Origin of the sequence: Epilithonimonas sp. (assembly GCF_036780765.1) — a bacterium.
Classification (GTDB): domain Bacteria; phylum Bacteroidota; class Bacteroidia; order Flavobacteriales; family Weeksellaceae; genus Epilithonimonas.
The window spans coordinates 55,275-74,254 of sequence record NZ_DAIQCG010000002.1; the positions used below are offsets into that span (position 1 = coordinate 55,275).

At 35.1% G+C, this 18,980-nt stretch carries 12 protein-coding genes; 4 read left to right on the forward strand and 8 right to left on the reverse strand.

Annotated features, from left to right (window positions below; genetic code table 11):
- Positions 1-71 precede the first annotated feature (71 nt).
- The 4 genes from V7P73_RS03775 to V7P73_RS03790 all read right to left on the reverse strand — a co-directional run bounded on the left by V7P73_RS03775 (position 72) and on the right by V7P73_RS03790 (position 6,474).
- Positions 72-1,517, reverse strand: coding sequence for a TolC family protein (locus V7P73_RS03775; RefSeq protein WP_333851630.1), 1,446 nt, complete (start codon positions 1,515-1,517; stop codon positions 72-74).
- On the reverse strand, positions 1,495-4,686 hold the full coding sequence (locus V7P73_RS03780) for an efflux RND transporter permease subunit (protein ID WP_333851631.1): 3,192 nt from the start codon (positions 4,684-4,686) through the stop codon (positions 1,495-1,497). The genes V7P73_RS03775 and V7P73_RS03780 overlap by 23 nt, the downstream gene beginning before the upstream one ends.
- A 91-nt stretch (positions 4,687-4,777) precedes the next feature.
- Positions 4,778-5,863 (reverse strand): efflux RND transporter periplasmic adaptor subunit, encoded by a 1,086-nt coding sequence (locus tag V7P73_RS03785; protein ID WP_333851632.1) that lies wholly within the window; start codon positions 5,861-5,863, stop codon positions 4,778-4,780.
- Positions 5,864-6,096: 233 nt separating this feature from the next.
- Positions 6,097-6,474: a hypothetical protein gene (locus V7P73_RS03790; RefSeq protein ID WP_333851633.1), complete on the reverse strand. Its 378-nt coding sequence runs from the start codon at positions 6,472-6,474 to the stop codon at positions 6,097-6,099.
- Positions 6,475-6,619: 145 nt separating this feature from the next.
- Here V7P73_RS03790 and V7P73_RS03795 point away from each other — a divergent pair, with 145 nt between their 5' ends.
- Entirely contained in the window at positions 6,620-7,231 is a 612-nt protein-coding gene (locus V7P73_RS03795; RefSeq protein ID WP_313100869.1) for a 4'-phosphopantetheinyl transferase family protein, read from the forward strand.
- Here the strand turns inward: V7P73_RS03795 and V7P73_RS03800 are convergent.
- From V7P73_RS03800 to porU, 3 genes are all read right to left on the reverse strand, one after another.
- Positions 7,207-9,465: an FUSC family protein gene (locus V7P73_RS03800; RefSeq protein ID WP_333851634.1), complete on the reverse strand. Its 2,259-nt coding sequence runs from the start codon at positions 9,463-9,465 to the stop codon at positions 7,207-7,209. The two genes, V7P73_RS03795 and V7P73_RS03800, sit on opposite strands and share 25 nt — an antisense overlap.
- Positions 9,466-9,607: 142 nt before the next feature.
- Positions 9,608-10,738 carry a type IX secretion system outer membrane channel protein PorV gene (gene porV, locus V7P73_RS03805; RefSeq protein WP_333851635.1) on the reverse strand — a complete coding sequence of 377 codons (1,131 nt, stop codon included), beginning with the start codon at positions 10,736-10,738 and terminating at the stop codon, positions 9,608-9,610.
- 44 nt (positions 10,739-10,782) lie between these two features.
- Positions 10,783-14,805 carry a type IX secretion system sortase PorU gene (gene porU / locus V7P73_RS03810; protein WP_333851636.1) on the reverse strand — a complete coding sequence of 1,341 codons (4,023 nt, stop codon included), beginning with the start codon at positions 14,803-14,805 and terminating at the stop codon, positions 10,783-10,785.
- A gap of 159 nt (positions 14,806-14,964) precedes the next feature.
- Between porU and gldJ the strand changes: the two genes are divergently transcribed.
- Together gldJ and V7P73_RS03820 are read left to right on the forward strand one after the other, a co-directional pair.
- The gene (gene gldJ, locus V7P73_RS03815) at positions 14,965-16,572 is read left to right on the forward strand and encodes a gliding motility lipoprotein GldJ (protein WP_333851637.1); all 1,608 of its coding nucleotides are present in this window, start codon (positions 14,965-14,967) and stop codon (positions 16,570-16,572) included.
- 85 nt (positions 16,573-16,657) lie between these two features.
- Positions 16,658-17,929: a UDP-N-acetylmuramoyl-tripeptide--D-alanyl-D-alanine ligase gene (locus tag V7P73_RS03820; RefSeq protein ID WP_333851638.1), complete on the forward strand. Its 1,272-nt coding sequence runs from the start codon at positions 16,658-16,660 to the stop codon at positions 17,927-17,929.
- Between the two features lie 15 nt (positions 17,930-17,944).
- On the opposite strand, the gene V7P73_RS03825 is transcribed toward V7P73_RS03820, so the two are convergent.
- Positions 17,945-18,556 (reverse strand): NUDIX hydrolase, encoded by a 612-nt coding sequence (locus tag V7P73_RS03825; protein WP_333851639.1) that lies wholly within the window; start codon positions 18,554-18,556, stop codon positions 17,945-17,947.
- A 36-nt stretch (positions 18,557-18,592) separates the two neighbouring features.
- Between V7P73_RS03825 and V7P73_RS03830 the strand changes: the two genes are divergently transcribed.
- Positions 18,593-18,979 (forward strand): SRPBCC family protein, encoded by a 387-nt coding sequence (locus tag V7P73_RS03830; RefSeq protein WP_312751150.1) that lies wholly within the window; start codon positions 18,593-18,595, stop codon positions 18,977-18,979.
- Position 18,980 lies beyond the last annotated feature (1 nt).

The window sequence follows — 18,980 nt, forward strand, 5'->3', positions numbered from 1 at the left end:
TTTTATCAATTTAAAAAAATGCTCCCGAAAAAAATTCCGAGAGCATCGTGTATAGAGAGAATAATGAATGTTTATTTCCAGCCGCCACCTAAGCTTTTATAAATATTAACCACTGTACTGAGTTGTCTTTCTTTAGCTTCGATGAGTTCCATTTTGGCGTCCAATGCATCACGTTGATTCATCAGAACTTCCAGATAATCTGCTCTCATATTTCTGAATAGCTGATTGGCAATGTCGATTCCTTGGTCAAGCGCTTTGACTTCCTGAGACTTCATTTCATAATATTTATCGAGGTTTTTAATCGCCGACATTTGATTCGTAATATCAAGATAAGCACTCAAAATGGTTTTGTCATATTCATACAAAGCTTGTATTTGTCTTGCATCTGCTGATTTGAAATTGGCCTGGATCGCACTTTTGTTAATCAGCGGACCAGCCAATTCTCCAACCAGGCTGTAAGCCATAGATTCTGGAAGTTTTACGAGATATGAAGGTTTGAACGCTTCCAATCCCAAAACCGCACTGATTTCCAAACTTGGATAGAATTCTTTTCTAGCCGCTTCTACATCCAGTTTTGCAGATTGTAATTCTAATTCCGCTTGTTTGATATCAGGACGATTGGCTAATAACTGAGACGGAATTCCTGTATAAACCGTTTGAGGAACAATTGACATAAAACTTTCTTTCGTTCTTACAATCGGTTGTGGATAACGTCCCAGCAAAGCATTGATTTGATTTTCCTTTTCCGTGATTTGTTGTTTCAAATCATATTCAGTTGCATTGGATTTTGCTGATTCAGCCTCGAATTTTTTCACCGCTAATTCTGTCGCAGCCATTGCCTGCTTCTGGATTTTAGCAACTTCAAGTGCTTTTTTTTGTAAATCCATATATTTATGAATAATATCCAATTGATTATCAAGAGATAATAATTCATAATAATTATCAGCAACTTCAGCAATCAAGCTTGAAAGAACAAAATTCTTTCCTTCAACTGTTGACAAATAATGAGCAACGGCAGCTTGTTTTTCTGTTCTCAATTTATGCCAGATATCGACTTCCCAATTTGCAACCAAACCGCCTTCAAAATTTCCTAAATTCTCAGGAACTTCTTTTCCATCGGTTATTTCTGTGGAAGCATCACCGGCTCCGGTGCTTGTATAACGGCCGACTTTTTCAATTCCTGCTCTTAATTTTGCGGCAACAGTCGGACTCAATTTTCCGTTTTTGTACATCACATCACTTTTTGCGATTTCGATTTGCTGAAGCGTAATCATTAATTCCTGATTATTTTTCAAAGCTTCATCAATCAGATTCACAAGATTTGGGTCTGTGAAAAACTCTTTCCAAGGCGTAATTCCGGAATTATTTTCCGAAGCAGTCTGATTCTCAAAATTCTGAGGAATAGTTTCTTTTACTCTATCCTGAATTTTGGTAGCCATTGGTGCTTTACATCCAATCAATGCTAATGAAATGAATGCTGTGGCTATTATATTTTTATTTATCTTCAAATTTTCCATCGTGTTGGTAAGGTTCAGTGTTTTCTGTTAAAGGATTTTCTTCTTCATAGTAAGTCAGTTTGGACTTAGCCGCAATGTTGGCGAAAATGTAATACAATCCAGGAATTATCATCAATCCGAAAATAGTTCCGATGAGCATTCCTCCTGCAGCTGCGGTTCCGATAGTTCTGTTTCCTACAGCTCCAGGTCCTGTTGCTAAAGCCAAAGGAATCAATCCAGCGATAAATGCGAATGATGTCATCAAAATCGGACGGAATCTCAATGATGCTCCTTGTAAAGCCGCTTCTTTTGTAGAAAGTCCTTCCTCTGCTTTTTTCTGAACTGCAAATTCGACAATCAAAACAGCGTTCTTTCCGAGCAGTCCGATGAGCATTACCATTGCCACCTGTGCATAGATGTTATTTTCTAATCCGAAAAGAGTCAGGCATAAAAACGCTCCGAAAATCCCCGTCGGTAAAGACAAAATGATTGGTAAAGGCAAGATGAAACTTTCGTATTGTGCGGAAAGAATCAAATAAACGAATCCAAGACAAACCAAGAAAATGTAAATCGCTTCGTTACCTCTGGAAACTTCGTCTTTAGAAATCCCCGCCCAGTCTATTCCAAAACCTCTTGGCAATGTTTTATCTGCAACTTCCTGAATTGCTTTAATCGCATCTCCGGAACTATATCCAGGAGCCGGCGTTCCGCTCACTTCGGAAGAGTTGTACATATTGTGTCTCGTGATTTCTGATAATCCATATACTTTTTCAAGATGCATAAAATCTGAATAAGGAACCATTTGGTCTTTATCATTTTTGACATACAATTTCAATAAATCACTTGGCAAAGCTCGATATTGTGGGCCGGCCTGAACAATTACTTTATAAGGTCTGTCGAATCTAATGAAACTCGTTTCGTAATTGGATCCAATCAAAGTCGAAAGATTGTCCATTGCTTTTTCTATCGTTACACCTTTTTGTTCTGCCAAATCATTATCAACTTTCAACATATATTGAGGAAAACTCGCAGAATAGAATGTGAAAGCTGAACCTAGTTCCGGACGTTTTTTTAATTGTTTTACAAAATCATTGCTGACTTGTTCCATTTTGTGATAATCTCCACTTCCAGCTTTGTCCAAAAGTCTTAATTCAAATCCTCCTGCGGCACCATAACCAGGGATTGACGGTGGTTGGAAGAATTCGATATTCGCACCAGGAATTTCTTTGGCTTTTTGTTCCAATTGTTCTATGATTTCCGTAGCTGATTCTTTTCTTTCATCCCAGTTTTTAAGATTAATCAAACAAGTTCCAGAGTTAGAACCCGTTCCTTCTGTCAAAATCTCATAACCTGCTAAAGATGAAACAGACGAAACACCATCAATATCTTCAGAAGCTTTTTGAAGCTGCAAAGCAATTTGATTCGTTCTTTCCAATGTTGAACCTGGTGGCGTTTGGATAATTGCGTAAATCATCCCTTGGTCTTCACTTGGAATAAATCCAGAAGGCAATTTGTTACTCAAGAAAAAAGTTCCTATACAGAAAAGGACTAATAACGGAAGTGTTACCATTTTTCTCGTTACAACTTTAGTTAGTAAATTATGGTATTTTCCAGCTCCAACTGTAAATAAGTTGTTGAAACCATCCAAAAATCTCGTAACAGGAGTTTTCTTTTTCTCTTTTCCGTAATTGTTTTTCAGAATGATTGCACATAAAGCCGGTGTCAATGTCAAAGCCACAACTCCCGATAATATGATTGAAGAAACCATCGTAATTGAAAACTGACGATAGAAAACCCCAACCGGACCAGACATAAACGCAACTGGAATGAAAACCGAAGCCATTACCAAAGTGATTGCGATAATCGCTCCGCTGATTTCGTGCATTGCTTCTTCCGTTGCTTTGAGTGGCGACAGATGTTTTTCTTCCATCTTGGCGTGGACGGCTTCTATCACGACAATCGCATCATCGACGACAATACCAATTGCCATTACCAACGCAAAGAGTGAAATCAAGTTTAAAGTAATTCCAAAAGCGGACATTATTGCAAATGTTCCTATTAATGAAACCGGAACCGCAATTGTTGGAATCAATGTAGAACGCCAGTCTCCTAAGAATAGAAAAACTACGATTGCTACTAATATAAACGCTTCAAATAATGTATGAACAACTTTTTCAATTGATGCATCCAAGAATCTTGAAACGTCATAACTGATTTCATAATGCATTCCTTTTGGGAAGGTTTTTTGCAAATCAGACATCAACACTTTTACATTCTTGATAACGTCACTTGCATTAGAACCATAAGATTGTTTCAAAGTAATTGCGGCAGACGGTTTTCCATTTAAAGTAGAGTAGATGTCATACATAGATGAACCGAATTCTATATCCGCCACATCTTTCAGTCTTACAAATTCGCCATCAGTTTTAGCTTTTAGAATGATATTTCCATAGTCTTTTTCATTATTGAAACGACCTGGATATTTCAAAATATATTCGAATGACTGAGAACGTTTTCCGGAACTTTCACCTGTTTTTCCTGGAGAAGCTTCCAAACTTTGGGCATTCAAAGATTCCATCACTTCATCAGCAGAAATTCCGTAAGCTGTCATTCTATCAGGCTTCAACCAAATACGCATCGCATATTCGCGGGTTCCTAAGATATCAGCAAAACCAACTCCACTTACCCTTCTCAATTCTGACATTACATTAATATCAGCATAATTGAAAAGGAATTTTTGGTCCGCTTTCGGGTCATCACTGTAAAGGTTGATATACATTAGCATATTTGGTTCTTCACGAGTGATTTTCACCCCTTCACGAACTACCAACGGAGGTAATTTGTTAACAACAGACGACACACGGTTTTGAACGTTCACAGCAGCAACATTCGGGTCTGTTCCTAAATCAAAAACGATTTGGATGGAACACTCACCGTCGTTTCCAGCATCAGAAGTCATATATTTCATTCCTGGAACACCATTTAATCCGCGTTCCAACGGAATTACGACAGATTTAATAAGCAATTCGTTATTAGCTCCAGGATATTCCGCCGTGATGTTCACTTTTGGCGGAGAAATAGCAGGGAATTGTGTGATAGGAAGTTTTACCAAAGACAAGACTCCCATAAATACGATAATCAAAGAGATTACTATAGACAGAACTGGTCTGCGAATGAATTTCTTAAACATAAAAAATTATTTTTTGAGATAATAGATAATAGACGAATAGATAATAGACAAAGAATTAGAATCATTTATCAATCATCACTTATCATATATCTTAGTTGGCTTGTAATTTTAATGAGCTCAAGACTTTTTTCGGATCTTGGAATTTGGTTTCCACTTTCTGGTCGTCTTTCACTTTTTGAACCCCTTCTAACAAGATTTTGTCATTAGAATTAAGCCCTTCGGAAACAACATATATGTCGGGAAGTTCGTAAGCAACCTTGATATTTTTTGATCTGGCAACGCCGTCTTTTCCAACCACGAAAACATATTTCTGATCCTGGATCTCGTAAGTCGCTTTTTGAGGAATGATCAAGGCATTTTTAAGAGGAAGCGTCATTTGGATTTTTCCTGTTTCTCCATTTCTTAATAATTGATTTGAATTCGGGAATTTTGCTCGGAAAGCGATATTTCCAGTTTCATTATCGAATTCACCTTCAATGGTTTGGATGATTCCTTTATTTGGGAAAGTTTCTCCATTCGCCATTATCAAAGAAACTTGATTGTTTCCACGTTCTGCAGAATGCGTCTGATAATTAAGATATTCTGGTTCAGAAACATTGAAGTAAGCGAAGATTCCACCGTTGTCGGAAAGGCTTGTCAAAAGATCTCCTTCATCTACCAAACTTCCCAATTTAAGAGGAAGACGGTCGATAATTCCTGAGAAAGGTGCTTTGATTGTAGTGAAAGATAAATGTGTTTGAGCTAAGTTCAATTCAGCTTTTGCAGCGTCTAATTTAGCTTTCGCCATTCTTTTTTCATTAATGGAAACAACATTGCTCTTTGCCAAAGTACTTGCATTCTGTAATTCAATTTCAGCCTGTGCCACTTCTGCTTTAGCTTTCAAAACATCAGCCTGATAAAGTTGTGGCATAATTCTGAACAAAACTTGTCCGGCTTGTACGTGCTGACCTTCATCAACATATATTTTTTCTAAGAATCCTTTTTCCTGAGCTCGGATTTCGATATTCCTTTCGGATCTGATTTGGGAAACAAATTCTTTGTTGATCACAGTGTCCATTTTTACTGGAGACGTTGTTGGGTAAACGACAGATTCTTCTTTTTCTTCTTTTTTGTCTTTGCAGCTTAAAATCATCAATAATGTGCTGAAAATAAGAGTAAGTGTGACTCTTTTGTTCATAATCTAATATTTTTTTAGAGGAATTAACAAACCTTGCGGTTTCATTTTAAATAATTTTTTTTTGATTGTGTGTTGAAAGAATAATCGTTTTAAAACTGGACTTTAGAATCTAATTTTAGAATTAAAACCGTAGCAAATGATTATTCGAAATATTGAATAGGGAAGTTTTCAAAAACAACAGAGATTGTTACCACTTTGGAATAAGGGTAATTCTGTTTTCGAAAAAGTAAATTTTAAATTCGGATAGAACGCAGCAGAATAAATCTTTTGACCGAAGAAAGAATAAGTTTCGGCTCGTGAAAAGTTGGTGTTCTTTGTCTGAAATATAAATGTAGAAGATAACCAAACCCGAATGTCGCTACAATTGCAACAAAATTAAGAGCATCGGAAAAATTCAGATTACTTTCTTCGGGAGAATCTAGAGAATCATTGATTTGTTGTAAAGATGTTTTCTCTAATGAATGATTCTTGTGGTGTTTTTTAGCAAAAGAAAGAACTTGCAACGAGATATTCTGATTTCCAAAATCTTGTTGGAAATCAAGAGTTTGCTTGTTTTCTGCTGTAAATAACAGAAACACAAACATTAGAATATATACGATTGAATTTTTCATTTTGATACTGCAAATTTACATCACATAATTGTTAAAATAATCTTAAAGCCTCATTTTTAAGGCATTTTTAAGTTCTGACAATCAGGATTGTAATTTTTGAAGTCGTCTTTTTTTATTAATTTTAAGCATTCAAAAAAAATAATTGATGCCACTTTACAAAGATCTTTCCGATGATATTGCTCAAATTCTGATTTGGGAATTTGATGAAAATGAAGAATTGGACTCTGATCTTTTGCTGGAACCAGAAAATCAGGCTAAAATTCTTGGCTATCATCCGAACAAAATCTCGGAGTTTTTGATGGTGAGGAAAATGTTGAAAGTATTGCTTCCTAATCACAAAATTCTTTATCGAGAAAATGGCGAGCCTTATCTTTTTCCGCAGGATTTTCATATTTCAATCAGTCATTCTTATCCGTTGGCGGCTTTGGCTATTTCTAAAAAGAGAGTGGGAATAGACCTTGAAAAACGTAAAGAAAAGATCAAAAATATTCGGCACAAATTTATTCTTCACGAAGATGCTTATATTGATAATTCTGAGGAAGTTGATTTTTTAACGGCAATCTGGTGTGTGAAAGAGGCGCTTTACAAAATCCATCACAGCAAACATTGGTCTTTGAAAAAGCATTATGATGTTTTACCTTTTGAATTACAAGAGGAACTGATTGTGAAAAGCAGAGTTTATGATTTGGAGAATGAAGATTTTTACAAGGCCAAAATTTCTTTCTTTGATAACTATTGTTTCGCAGTTGTAGATTGATGAATCAAATATTCCTCTATAATTTTCCGTTGATCTTTTGCAACATCATAGATCAATTCCAGTAATTCTTTGATGTTTTTGATCTCTGTCAAATGACTTACAGTAAAGGTTTTTCTCTCATCGAAAAAAACTTGATTTTCTAATTCTGCTTTTCTTTTTTCTAATAAATCAAACACCTGATCTTCCGGTTTTATGTGACTTTCGGAACGTATTTGTTCATCCAGATCTTGTTGATAGAGTAGGGAAGATGTTCGCAATAATTCTGCAGAGATTTTGATTTTCCAATTTTGAAAATCGATTTCCGGAAACTCGTGACCAGATTTGGCGTATTGTGATAAAGAAGCTGTGTAAGCTGTAATCAAATGTGATGTGGTTACAAATTGATGAACTGCTTCCAGTTTTCTTTGTTGATTTTTTGGGTCAGAAATCATCCTTTGAAAGTTATCAGAAAGATTCGCCAAATCGATGATTGCGTTTTTTCTTTTCAGTCGGAAATCCTGATCTTCCGGCTCATTTTTCAAGAAATGATCCATTACCAATCGGAAATAATCGAGATTGCTTTTGGAAGATTTTTTCATCAAAGCCAGATTCTGAGTATGTTCCCAAACTGGTAAAATAAAGTAAGCGACCAAGAAAGTTACAATTCCTCCAATCGCTGTATCCAGCAATCTGTCTTTGAAGATGAGGTTGATATTTCCGGGTCTTAAGAAATTGAAAGACAAGAAAATATAAATCGTCATAAACAAAACTGCCCAAAAATAATTGGACTTCAATAAACTAAAACAGATAATCATACTGACTAAAAGTATCATCAGCAAAGTCGTGGGCTCATCAACAAAATGTAAAATGATATAAGCGATGGTCGCACCAGCCAAAGTTCCGAAGAATCGCAGAAGATTCCTGTGTTTTGTGGTTGAATAAGCTGGTTTCAGAATGGCAATAATGGTAATCAATATCCAATAAGAATGTCCAATCCCGAGAATCTCAAATCTGGAAACAATATAACCAATCAGCAAAGCGATTGTTACTCTTACAGCGTGTCGAAAATGTCCAGAATTAAGAGAGAAATTGGAGAATAAAACTTTGAGATTCAGTTTTTCTTCTTTCGGTAAAAATTGAGAATAATCTAATCCTGAGGATAAACTTTTTGCCAATTTCTTATCCTGAGAATTGACTTTCAAAATAGTTGTCACTTCATCCGTGATCTCAGTAATTCTCATCAGAACCAGACGCAACATCATAAAATCTTCTAATGTTTCGGAAGAAAATTTCTTGGAACGATGATCGAAAAATTCATCGTAGATTTTCTTCAGTTCATTATCAAAATTAGTCACTTCTTTATAAGGTAAACCACTTTGTAGAGAAATTCCGAGATTGGTAATTTCGTCCGCCATTACCAAAAGATAATCGTGGATATTTTGAAGAAGTTTTGTTTTCCCAAAAACCTGATTCATTCTTTTGTAATCGTTTTCTGAGGTTAGAAGCTTATCATAAAGGTCAATGGAATTGAGAAACATCAACATTAGAATTCTACTTTGTGTGGTAGATTCGTTGACGATTTGTCTGGTTTTGAAGACAATTTCTCTGGTATCTTCCTGAAGGTTTTTAATCTTAACTTGCTGAGAAATTAATTGATTTAATAATGAATCAAAATCTGGATTTTTGGTATAATGTCTGGCTTTGATTCTTAGATAATCTGCCAACTCCAAATAGTTCTCCCCAACAACCTGACTGGCTAATTTGTAGGGCTGTAACTTGGAAACAACCAAAAAAACGATAAAAAACCAGAGACAACCAAGGAAGAATATGAACGAACTTTTAAAAATATCATCTCCTGTCAAATGTCCATCAATAAAGATACTTAAAACAACAAGGGCGATGGAACCAAAGGTTGCCAATCTCATCCCATAAACGCCAATCATCGAAAAGAAAAATCCGAAAATGATGATTTGTAAATAAACTGCAATGGGGAATCCTTTGAGTAAACTTGCCAAAAGTGCAATCAGAAAGAAGGAAAAAACAGAAAGTATTAGTGTGTTTCTTCTTCTTATGAAAGGTCCTTGTTGATCCGTTAGTCCTACGAAACTTGTTCCGAGTGGGAACAGAAAATATTCCTTAAGCAAACCAAAATGCGCCAAGATGATACTTGGAATCACTATCGCTAGAGCAATGCGAGCTCCGGAATAGATGTATTGGCTGGTTAAGAATTTTTTGAGTTCGGAACTGTAGTTCATTTTGCAAATTTACAGAAAGTAATGATTTAATCGGATGATCAGGATGAGATTAAACGTAAAGTTAATTTTAAATTTAATCAAAAAAAAATGCCAAAGCAGAAAGCTCTGGCAAAATTTTATAATTATTTATTAATTCAGAAAATTAATAATCTTGAGCGTTATAAGTTTCGCTACCAATGTTCCAAGTCAATCCAAATCTCAAAGTATTATCTAAAGCTGAATTGATTTTTGAAGTATTGATTAAATAAGAAAGATCTAAACCGAAAGAAGCATATTTGAAACCAACACCAACAGTTGCATATTGTCTAGCTCCTTGCTCTGGTGCTTCTGTGAAATATCCAGCTCTAAGAGCGAACGTCTCGTCATAAGAATATTCTGCAGCTCCACTGAACATAATACTTTTCTTGTTGCTGAATGATTTTCCAATTCCTTCCATTACTCCAACATTTGGAACGTTACCCGTTGCATCTGGACCAGGAACTAAGATTTTGGAAGCTTCACCGCTTAAACTGAAACGGTTTTGATCATCAATTAATAAATCATAACCCAAACCTAATCTTGCCATTGTAGGAAGGTAAGATCTAGATTCTTCATCTCCTGTATAATCTAGTCTAGGACCTAGATTTTGAACAGCCCAACCAGCTTTTACACGCCCTTCATATCCACTGATGCTTTCGTGTTTCGGAGACATATAGTAACCGGAAACATCTACTGCAAAAGTGTTAGCCGGCTTCAAAGTACTGTTTGAGTTGAAACCTCCACCAATATCAGATCTAATGAATCTACCAGTAACCGCCATAGAGTAGTTATCACTCAATTTCAAACCGTATGCAACGTCAATTGAGAATTCATTAGGTTTTGCTGTTCCACCTTGGATAACCTCATTACCTACGAAATCTGTTAAATCTACATCACCCATGTTGAAGTAATAGATACTCGCACTCAAAGTAGAACGCTCATCATCCCCTAAAAAAGTATAGTAAGAACCGTAAAGCAAGAACACATCATTTGTAAGCTTACTCATATATGGTGTATAGTTAACCCCAAATCCTGAAGAAACTTTTGCAAAAGGATATTTTGCAGCATTCCAAAACTGTGAAAAAACATCCGTAGATGTCACAACCCCCTGATCTCCCATACCACCAGCTCTTGCATCTGGAGATATTCTCAAGAATGGAGCGCCCGTCAATACTGGCTGAACATTGCTTTGAGAAAAGGCAAAGGCACTAACGCCGATTCCTAATCCTAAAAATAATCTTTTTGTTAAATTCATTTTTTTTCTTTTAAGGTAAAAGTTTTACCGATATATTATTTTTTTTATTTTAATAACACCATTTTTTCTACAGCAGTTGCGCTTCCTGAACATTTTTCCTGATTCTGACTGCGTGCAAATATCTTAAAAATATATGTACCTTTTGCAACCGTATCTCCAAAATCATCTTTTCCGTCCCATTCTATGGCTTGTCTTGGCGTTCTGAAGCCTTGTAGAAATGGTTCCGCAGAAATACTGGTAGATAATGTTCTAACAATTTTCCCTGTAATTGTATAGATCTGAACATTGACGTCCAAGATATCATCACAATTATGCTCAAACTGAACATAAGTTTTATTAGTAAATGGATTTGGCCAATTAAGAAGTCTATTAACAGTCAGTTTCTTTTCAGATTCATCTTTTACTACAAAGTTTAACGTAGAAGACGTCGAATTATTATTAATATCCCAAACTTTAAAAACTAATTGATGTTCGCCAGGAGTTAAATTTCTGAAAGGGAACGTTACATATCCTTTTTGATAATCTTGTAAATCTCCAAAGCTACAACCATTGCCATCACCGGAAGAGAAATAATCATTAAGAGCAGTGGTGTTGACAATATCTCCATCCAGCACTACAGTAATATCATGTCCGATACCTGCTCCGGTTGAGTTGATTCCTGTATTATCTTTGACACAAGCTAAAAGCATCGGGTTTTGATCTGTAATACCACCATTGGCAAAATTGGTGTTGTTCATATAAAGATTAGCAACAGGAGGTTCTGCATCATTTATACCATCTGGGTTAATGTCTCCTACAACCTGTGTTTGATTATTAAATACATCGAACGCCACCGTGCCTTTCTTTTTAGCATCTTCGAAGTTTTCAGCATATGCAAGAATCCTTCCTTTTACAGGTTGATTTGTATCAGGGTCAATTGGAATTTCATAGTTGATATCTTTCGGGACATAAAATTCTACCGTGTAAACACCATTTTCAACTTTACCAGAAGTTTTAACAATGGCGCTAGGTTCTTCCTTATATTTCATCACCTCTGCCAATGTAGGAAGATTGTCATTGTTCAAAGTTGTTTTTTGAATCTTTTTATCAAAAACATTAATTACTGCACGACCATTATAAGTGTTATCTAGATTTCCATCAGCCTTTAGAACTCGTCCCTGAACTTTAACAAAATCTAAAGCTCTGATTTTATTAGGAACTGGTGTAATGATATTATCTATTGTTAATAATTTCTTTGGACGGCTCATTTTCATTGCTGGATCACCAAGAAAATTTACCTTGAAAGGTTCAGACGAAGCTCCATAGGCAGCGGTGATGTAATATTCTTTTCTTGCAGCCAAGTGTGCATCGCCTATTGTATTAAAATCATTTGCAGAATTCAGTGTGAATAAGTTTTTCGTGAAGATAGGCGTGAATTTTCTTCCGTAGTCCACAGAAATTGCACGACTTGAGGTAATCATTGTAGAAGCACCGCCTGTCGCAAGTTTTATTAATTGTTCACCTACAGAGTTCGTGTTAGGCTCATCCCATAATGTAAATTCACAAGTAATTGTAGATACAAACGGAAATCGGCTATAAACTGCAGTATAATTGTTGAAACCCTGAACTTCTGTCGACGTTAAAACTCTTTCCTGTGCCCATCCATTGATTCCCCCATGTCCAAAATAAAACAAATACAAAGAATTTCCCACATCATTGGTTATCGCCTGGTTGATTTGCGGATATCTTTGCCCTCCGGCGCTTGTTACTGCAGGGAAAGCATCCAGATAAAGTTTTCTTATGTTGTACTCTGGCTTTTTGCTGTCAGAAAAATTTTCGGTTATTGCATAGTCCACAAGATAATGAAAAGGGCCTTTGATTCCTAGAGGTATATTGGCACCTTCAAAATCATCATCAGCAACAAAATCAAGTTTCATTCTCCATTCTCCAAAGGGATTGGATTGATTAGGCAAACCATTATTATACGCAAGGGTTTTGTCAATCATTATTTTTGCTTCCTGAGTATTGTCAGCAGGTAATCTGCCAATAGGAATATCTGGCAAAATACTGGCAAGGCTTGTAGTGGTTTGAGGTTTAGTCATTACAAAGTAATCATCTGTAACGTAAGATGATTTTACATCAGCACTATATTCACTTTGATAACTTGGGATGATATCTGTGTTATTAGCTATTCTGTTCTTGAAATCGTAAGAAGTATCTCCCAATAAAAAAACATATTTTAAATTACCATTAGTTGTATTAAGTCTTGTAATAAAATCTCTGATTGCTGTGATATCTTTACTCCCACTACTGAACTCGTTATAGATCTTGTTTACATCGACAACTTGAACATTATAGCCATTCGTGCTTCTATGATATGCTGCTAATCTTTCGGCTTGGGACATGTATGCAGGCTGAGTAATCATCAGATAATCAACATCTCTAAGTGATGCCAAGTCTTGATTTTCGATTCGTCCAACAAAACTTGGTTCAAATGCTGCCGAGCTTTTGAATGCCGTGAATTCATTATTAAAATATGGATTGTTAGCCGGATATCCAAAATTAAACGTAGAGCTTTCTGTATTTTTGTTGGTTAGCTTTTTAGCATTGGTAATATCAGAAACATCCCATATTTGTTCAATTTCCGATGCATTCTTTACAGAAAAACCATATAAATCTCCTGAACCAGTTGCGATATCAAAGTCCCGAAAATTCATTTGCGAATTGTTGAAATTCAAATCCTCTTTATATTGTACTTCTGCATAATCAAAATAGTACAGACCGTTGGGATTAGAACTTGTGTTTGGTGTGTAAGTGAATTTTATGCTGTTTCCAGTTTGATCGAGTAAAAATCCTTCTTGTCCCAAATGCTCATAAAATGTTTCCGCATTTGTATTTGTGGTTCCACTATATTGAGCATTATTAATATCAAATTTTATACTAGTAGATTGTGCATTGAAAGCAACAACCTTCGTTTTGAAACGAATAACATCATCGGCATGTATAGGTGATTTTGTGTTGAACGTTACTTCTTTGCTTCCAGAAATCACATCCCCAGTCCATATTCTTCCTAATTTTACAAGATTAAATTTTTCTTCGTTAATGAATTGGTAATCATCATAACGGGTTATTAATTCAGAGGGTAAATTATTATCTACAGTTTGTACTCTTTTTCCTTCGCCCAAATCAAAATTGATAAAGTAATAGGAATAATCTTCATATATATTCACTACGTTATTAGGTGTATCAGATCTTGTCTCTACCCTTTTTTTTCCATTTCCATTATTATTGTTATAAAGATTATAACCATTTGGCCCCTGAGCATAGAATAGTGCATAATCATTCTCATTCCAAACTCCATCTTCTTCTCCGATGATTTGGATTGCATTTTCTTGCAGCGCACTATATTTTAAATTAATATAGTTGGCTCCGTTACCTGGATTGGTATAATTCTCTTGATTGAACTCCGGCAACATGACACCACCATTTCCGTAAATTCTAAAATTTTTCGGATTGACGTTTGATGGATTAATTCCGTTTTGTTGCAGGAATTGTTTTGTAATTTTAAAAATACCGGATTTGTCCACTTTTATTTTGTAAAAGGTTCCGGATTTTAGAGGATTGTCAGTAGTTCCAATTTTGTTACTGCCTTTATATAAAGAAGATATTTTAGCTGTATTTTGGGAAATAGTAAATGATACTAGTTTGTATATTTTATTATTTTCAACCTTCAAAGCTTCAACACTGATATTAGCATTTTGAGCGCCTTCTGATTCATTTAAAAAATAATTAACATTGGCGTCCGGCGTGGCTGAAAGTGCGTTCATTTTTAAACCGTGAACATCCTTTGCAGGCAATATTTCCCATTGAAACTGCTCCAGTTTTATCTGATTATCCGTTTTTATATTTAGATTAATAAAAATGGAATTGGTATCTATAAGATAACTATGATTTGTAAAGAAAGGATAGGTAATTTTCTCTGTACCATAATCCATTTCTTTTGTGCCTTCCCAGTTTAGATTAATCCTTTGCGCAAATCCAAAAACAGACATAAAAAAGAAAACGAAAGTATAAAATTTGAATTTCATCAATGTTATTTATTAAGATTACAAAATAAACGATTTTTTTAAAAAAATGGTATATAATAAAATTAATTTAATTGCGTTCTATCAAAAAAAAGGAAACAATATTTGATTAATTAAAGAATTTCCTTTTTCTTTGTACTTTGAAAATTTCTATATCAGATTATGAAAAAAATAAGGTTGTTTTCGATCATTACTTTAAGCTCAACATTACTATTGGTAGGTTGTGGAGGCGGAGGGAACTCGAAGAAAGGTGGTGGTACTAAAGGTTTTGTGAGCAAAACCGGATGGAAGCCCAACGAAAAAGACGGGTGGTTCTTCTCAGGTAAACAGCAAAAGCCTAAAGCTTGGCCAGGAATGGTCTATGTAGAAGGTGGAACTTTTACAATGGGGCTTGTGGAAGATAATGTAATGCATGATTGGAATAACACACCAAGAAGAATGCAGGTCAGTTCTTTCTTTATTGGTGATACAGAAATTACCAACTCAGAATATAGAGAATATACAACTTGGCTTAAGTTTGTTTTCCCTTCTTCTGATCCTAGCTTCAAACATATCTATACAGGTGCTTTACCAGATACTTTGGTATGGAACAACAAGTTGTCGCGTAACGACTATGCGGAGACTTATTTCAGATCTCCAGAATATGATTATTATCCGGTTGTAGGTGTTTCTTGGTTACAGGCAACAAAATATTGTGACTGGTTAACTGATAGAGCGAATGAGAAAGCGTTGATGAGACAAGGTGTAATATCGAAAGATGTTTATACTGCTGACAAAGCTTCTACTGCTGGTACAACGTTCAATATGGACAAATTCAAATCCAATGATGCGGAAATGGATGCTTATATTGATAAGAAAAAACTACAACAAAGAAGCGGAATCAAAACTTCTAACGAAAAAATTGCTGCTGCTAACAGAAATGCCGCATCAGGTGTAGTTGAGAAATTCAGACTTCCGACAGAAGTTGAGTGGGAATTTGCAGCTTTGGGACTTCAAAAAGAAAGAGAGTATAATAATTACTTAGGTAAGAATACTCAAATGGATAAAATTAAAGGTAAAAAGGGTAGAAACCGCGGGATGTACCTAGAAAACTTCAAACAAGGTAGAGGTGATTACTCTGGTGTAGCCGGTTGGAAAAATGATGGATCTCCCACAACTGCAGATGTGAAACAATATCCATCTAACGATCTTGGTATCTACGGAATGTATGGTAACGTTGCAGAATGGGTAGCTGATATCTACAGACCAATGATTGATGAGGAATTTAGCGACTTCAACTATTTCAGAGGAAATGTTGTAGTAGAAGCGGTTAAAAATGAAGACGGATCTTATAAAAAAGTGGGTAATATGGAGATCAAGTACGATACATTAGCAGATGGTCGTTTGGTTTACAAAGGTTTACCTGGTGAGTTTGAAAGAAAAGTAGTAGAAGATAACAGAAACTACAGAGATGGTGATTATCAATCTTCATTAGACGCGGGCGGAACGCCTCCAAGTGATAGTTCTGAGTATAATATGTACAACTCTGTAAAACCAACTTTCGTAGTTAACCAAAATGGAACTGTAGCTCTACAAAAAGATAAAAAGAAAGCAACTTCTCAAATCAATGATTACAGTAGAGTTGTAAAAGGAGGTTCTTGGTTAGATTCTGCTTATTGGTTGGATCCGGGACAAAGAAGATTTAAAAATCAGATGAAAGGTTATGGCTGGATTGGTTTCCGTGTTGCACAGGATGCTAAAAACGCCAAGACAGGACGTACAAAAAGATAATATCAAACTATTATGATATAAAAAAACAGCAGAATTTTCTGCTGTTTTTTGTTTTTATATAGAAGCATTTTAATATTTTTGAATTATGAATATCAGTGAGTTTTACCCAATTTTCTTGCAAAGCAGAAATGTCGTTATAGATAGTAGAAAAATAGAGGATAGAAGTGTTTTCTTTGCCTTCTCTGGAGAAACTTATAATGCGGCGGAAAAAGCCAACGAAGCAATTGAAAAAGGAGCTTTAGCTGTAATTATAGAAGATGAGGAATATTCCAAGCCGGAAAATAATATATTTTATGTTCCTTCTACATTGATGTTTTTACAACATTTAGCAATATTTCACAGAAATCAATTGGATATTCCATTTATTGGGTTGACCGGTAGTAATGGTAAAACGACCACCAAAGAATTAATCAGCAACGTTCTAGCTGAGAAATTTAAAGTTCAATATACTTTCGGAAATCTTAACAATCATATTGGAGTTCCTTTGACTATTCTGTCCATCAGACAAGAACACGAGGTTGCTGTCATAGAAATGGGCGCCAACCATCAGAAAGAAATTGAATTCTTATGTGAAATTGCAAAACCCAATATCGGTTACATTACCAATTTTGGAAAAGCTCACCTCGAAGGTTTTGGCGGTTATGAAGGCGTAATCAAAGGAAAATCTGAGTTGTATGATTATCTTAAAAATCATCAACAAAAAATTCTGGTTAATCAGAATGATGAGATTCAGGAAAAGAAAACGGCTGATTATTCACCGAAAATTACGTTTGGAAAATCAGATTCAGATTATTATTTTTCGCCGGTTTACAAAGACCATTTTGTGGGATTGGATTATCAAAGAACTGAGATTTTTTCTAATCTTACTGGGAAATATAATTATGATAATATCTCTGCAGCGGTTGCTTTAGGTTTACATTTTGGGCTCGATATTTCTGTAATTAAAAACGCAATAGAAAATTATGTTCCGTCTAATATGCGTTCGCAAATCCAAAAGAAAGACGATAAAACATTAGTTTTAGATACTTACAATGCCAATCCAAGCAGTATGCAGGTTTCATTAGAAAACTTCAAAACTTTTGAAGGAACTAAGACGATTATCATTGGCGATATGTTGGAACTTGGAGAAGAAAGTTTGAAAGAACATCAGACCATTTTAGACTTCGCAAAATCTTGTGGATTCGATGAAATAATTACAGTTGGTCCGAATTTTAAATTAGTTAATCATTCAGATAACGCTTTCGAAAATACTTCAGAATTGATTGAAAGATTAAAAGCTAATCCAGTTAAGAGTGAGAATGTCTTATTAAAAGCTTCACGCGGAATTGCTCTCGAAAAAATTATTGATTTTATATAAAAGAAAAACCTCAAATTATTGAGGTTTTCTATTTTTGAAATCGTTCAAAATTAATTTAATATTTTGAAATGTAGAAGGCAGAATTTGCGATTCGATTTCTACATCATTTTTCCAGCCAACTTCATTGATGCCTTCCTCTATTTGTGGTTTCGGCTTTTCATTTCCTGCATAAAACATCTCAAACCAATAAGTTGTTTTAAGGATTTTTTTTCCGTCTCTTTCCGTATAAATATGATAAGTAGAATTGATAAAATCCTTCAGTTCGAGATTGAAAATGCCACATTCTTCTTCTACTTCGCGTACTGCAGCCACTTCTCTGGATTCGCCTTTTTCAATTTTACCTTTGGGCAAATCCCACTTTCCTAATCGATGGATAAAGAGAATTTTATTTTCTGGATTGATGACAACGCCGCCGGCAGCTTCTATATTTTTGAAGTAATTTCTGAAATCGGCCCAGAGTTCTTCTACATTATTATGATAAATATTAAGGCCTTGCGACGCAGTATTTTCTAACAAGTCAATAGCAAAGTCAAAACTATGCGACCCATCGTAATTCAGTGTTTTAGGACTATCTTGAGGCTCAGAACTCAAAATTAATCTTTTCTCATTGATAAAAACTTTATACATTTGTAAGGCTATTAATATTAATACAAAAATATAAAAATGAATTTAGAAGGACGAAAAATTGTTGTAAATAAATCTTCATCAGAATTGGCGGGAATGCTTAAAAATCCTGAGGATTACAAAGATTTGATGCCAGAAGGTCTGCAAAGTTTCGAAGCTAGAGAAAACGGTTTCAAATTCGGGTTGAAGGGTATGCCGGAAATTGCTTTGAAAATTGATAATGTTTCTGATAAAGAAGTAGTTCTGAAATCTGCAAGTTCAAGTTTGGATTTCGCTTTGACAGGCGCAATGAATCCTCTTAACGAAAATCAAACAGAAGTTCAGTTATTATTCGAAGGGAAATTCAATCCATTTATCAAAATGATGGTAGAAAAACCACTTCAAAATTTTATCAATTCTTTGACGGATAAAATCGAACAACTTTAAT

Bases quoted from the DNA above. Each gene is read 5' to 3' on its own strand.
- V7P73_RS03830 (WP_312751150.1), top strand. From the start codon at position 18,593: ATGAATTTAGAAGGACGAAAAATTGTTGTAAATAAATCTTCATCAGAA.
- porU (WP_333851636.1), bottom strand. From the start codon at position 14,805: ATGAAATTCAAATTTTATACTTTCGTTTTCTTTTTTATGTCTGTTTTT.
- V7P73_RS03775 (WP_333851630.1), bottom strand. From the start codon at position 1,517: ATGGAAAATTTGAAGATAAATAAAAATATAATAGCCACAGCATTCATT.
- gldJ (WP_333851637.1), top strand. From the start codon at position 14,965: ATGAAAAAAATAAGGTTGTTTTCGATCATTACTTTAAGCTCAACATTA.
- porV (WP_333851635.1), bottom strand. From the start codon at position 10,738: ATGAATTTAACAAAAAGATTATTTTTAGGATTAGGAATCGGCGTTAGT.
- V7P73_RS03780 (WP_333851631.1), bottom strand. From the start codon at position 4,686: ATGTTTAAGAAATTCATTCGCAGACCAGTTCTGTCTATAGTAATCTCT.
- V7P73_RS03825 (WP_333851639.1), bottom strand. From the start codon at position 18,556: ATGTATAAAGTTTTTATCAATGAGAAAAGATTAATTTTGAGTTCTGAG.
- V7P73_RS03820 (WP_333851638.1), top strand. From the start codon at position 16,658: ATGAATATCAGTGAGTTTTACCCAATTTTCTTGCAAAGCAGAAATGTC.
- V7P73_RS03790 (WP_333851633.1), bottom strand. From the start codon at position 6,474: ATGAAAAATTCAATCGTATATATTCTAATGTTTGTGTTTCTGTTATTT.
- V7P73_RS03795 (WP_313100869.1), top strand. From the start codon at position 6,620: ATGCCACTTTACAAAGATCTTTCCGATGATATTGCTCAAATTCTGATT.
- V7P73_RS03800 (WP_333851634.1), bottom strand. From the start codon at position 9,465: ATGAACTACAGTTCCGAACTCAAAAAATTCTTAACCAGCCAATACATC.
- V7P73_RS03785 (WP_333851632.1), bottom strand. From the start codon at position 5,863: ATGAACAAAAGAGTCACACTTACTCTTATTTTCAGCACATTATTGATG.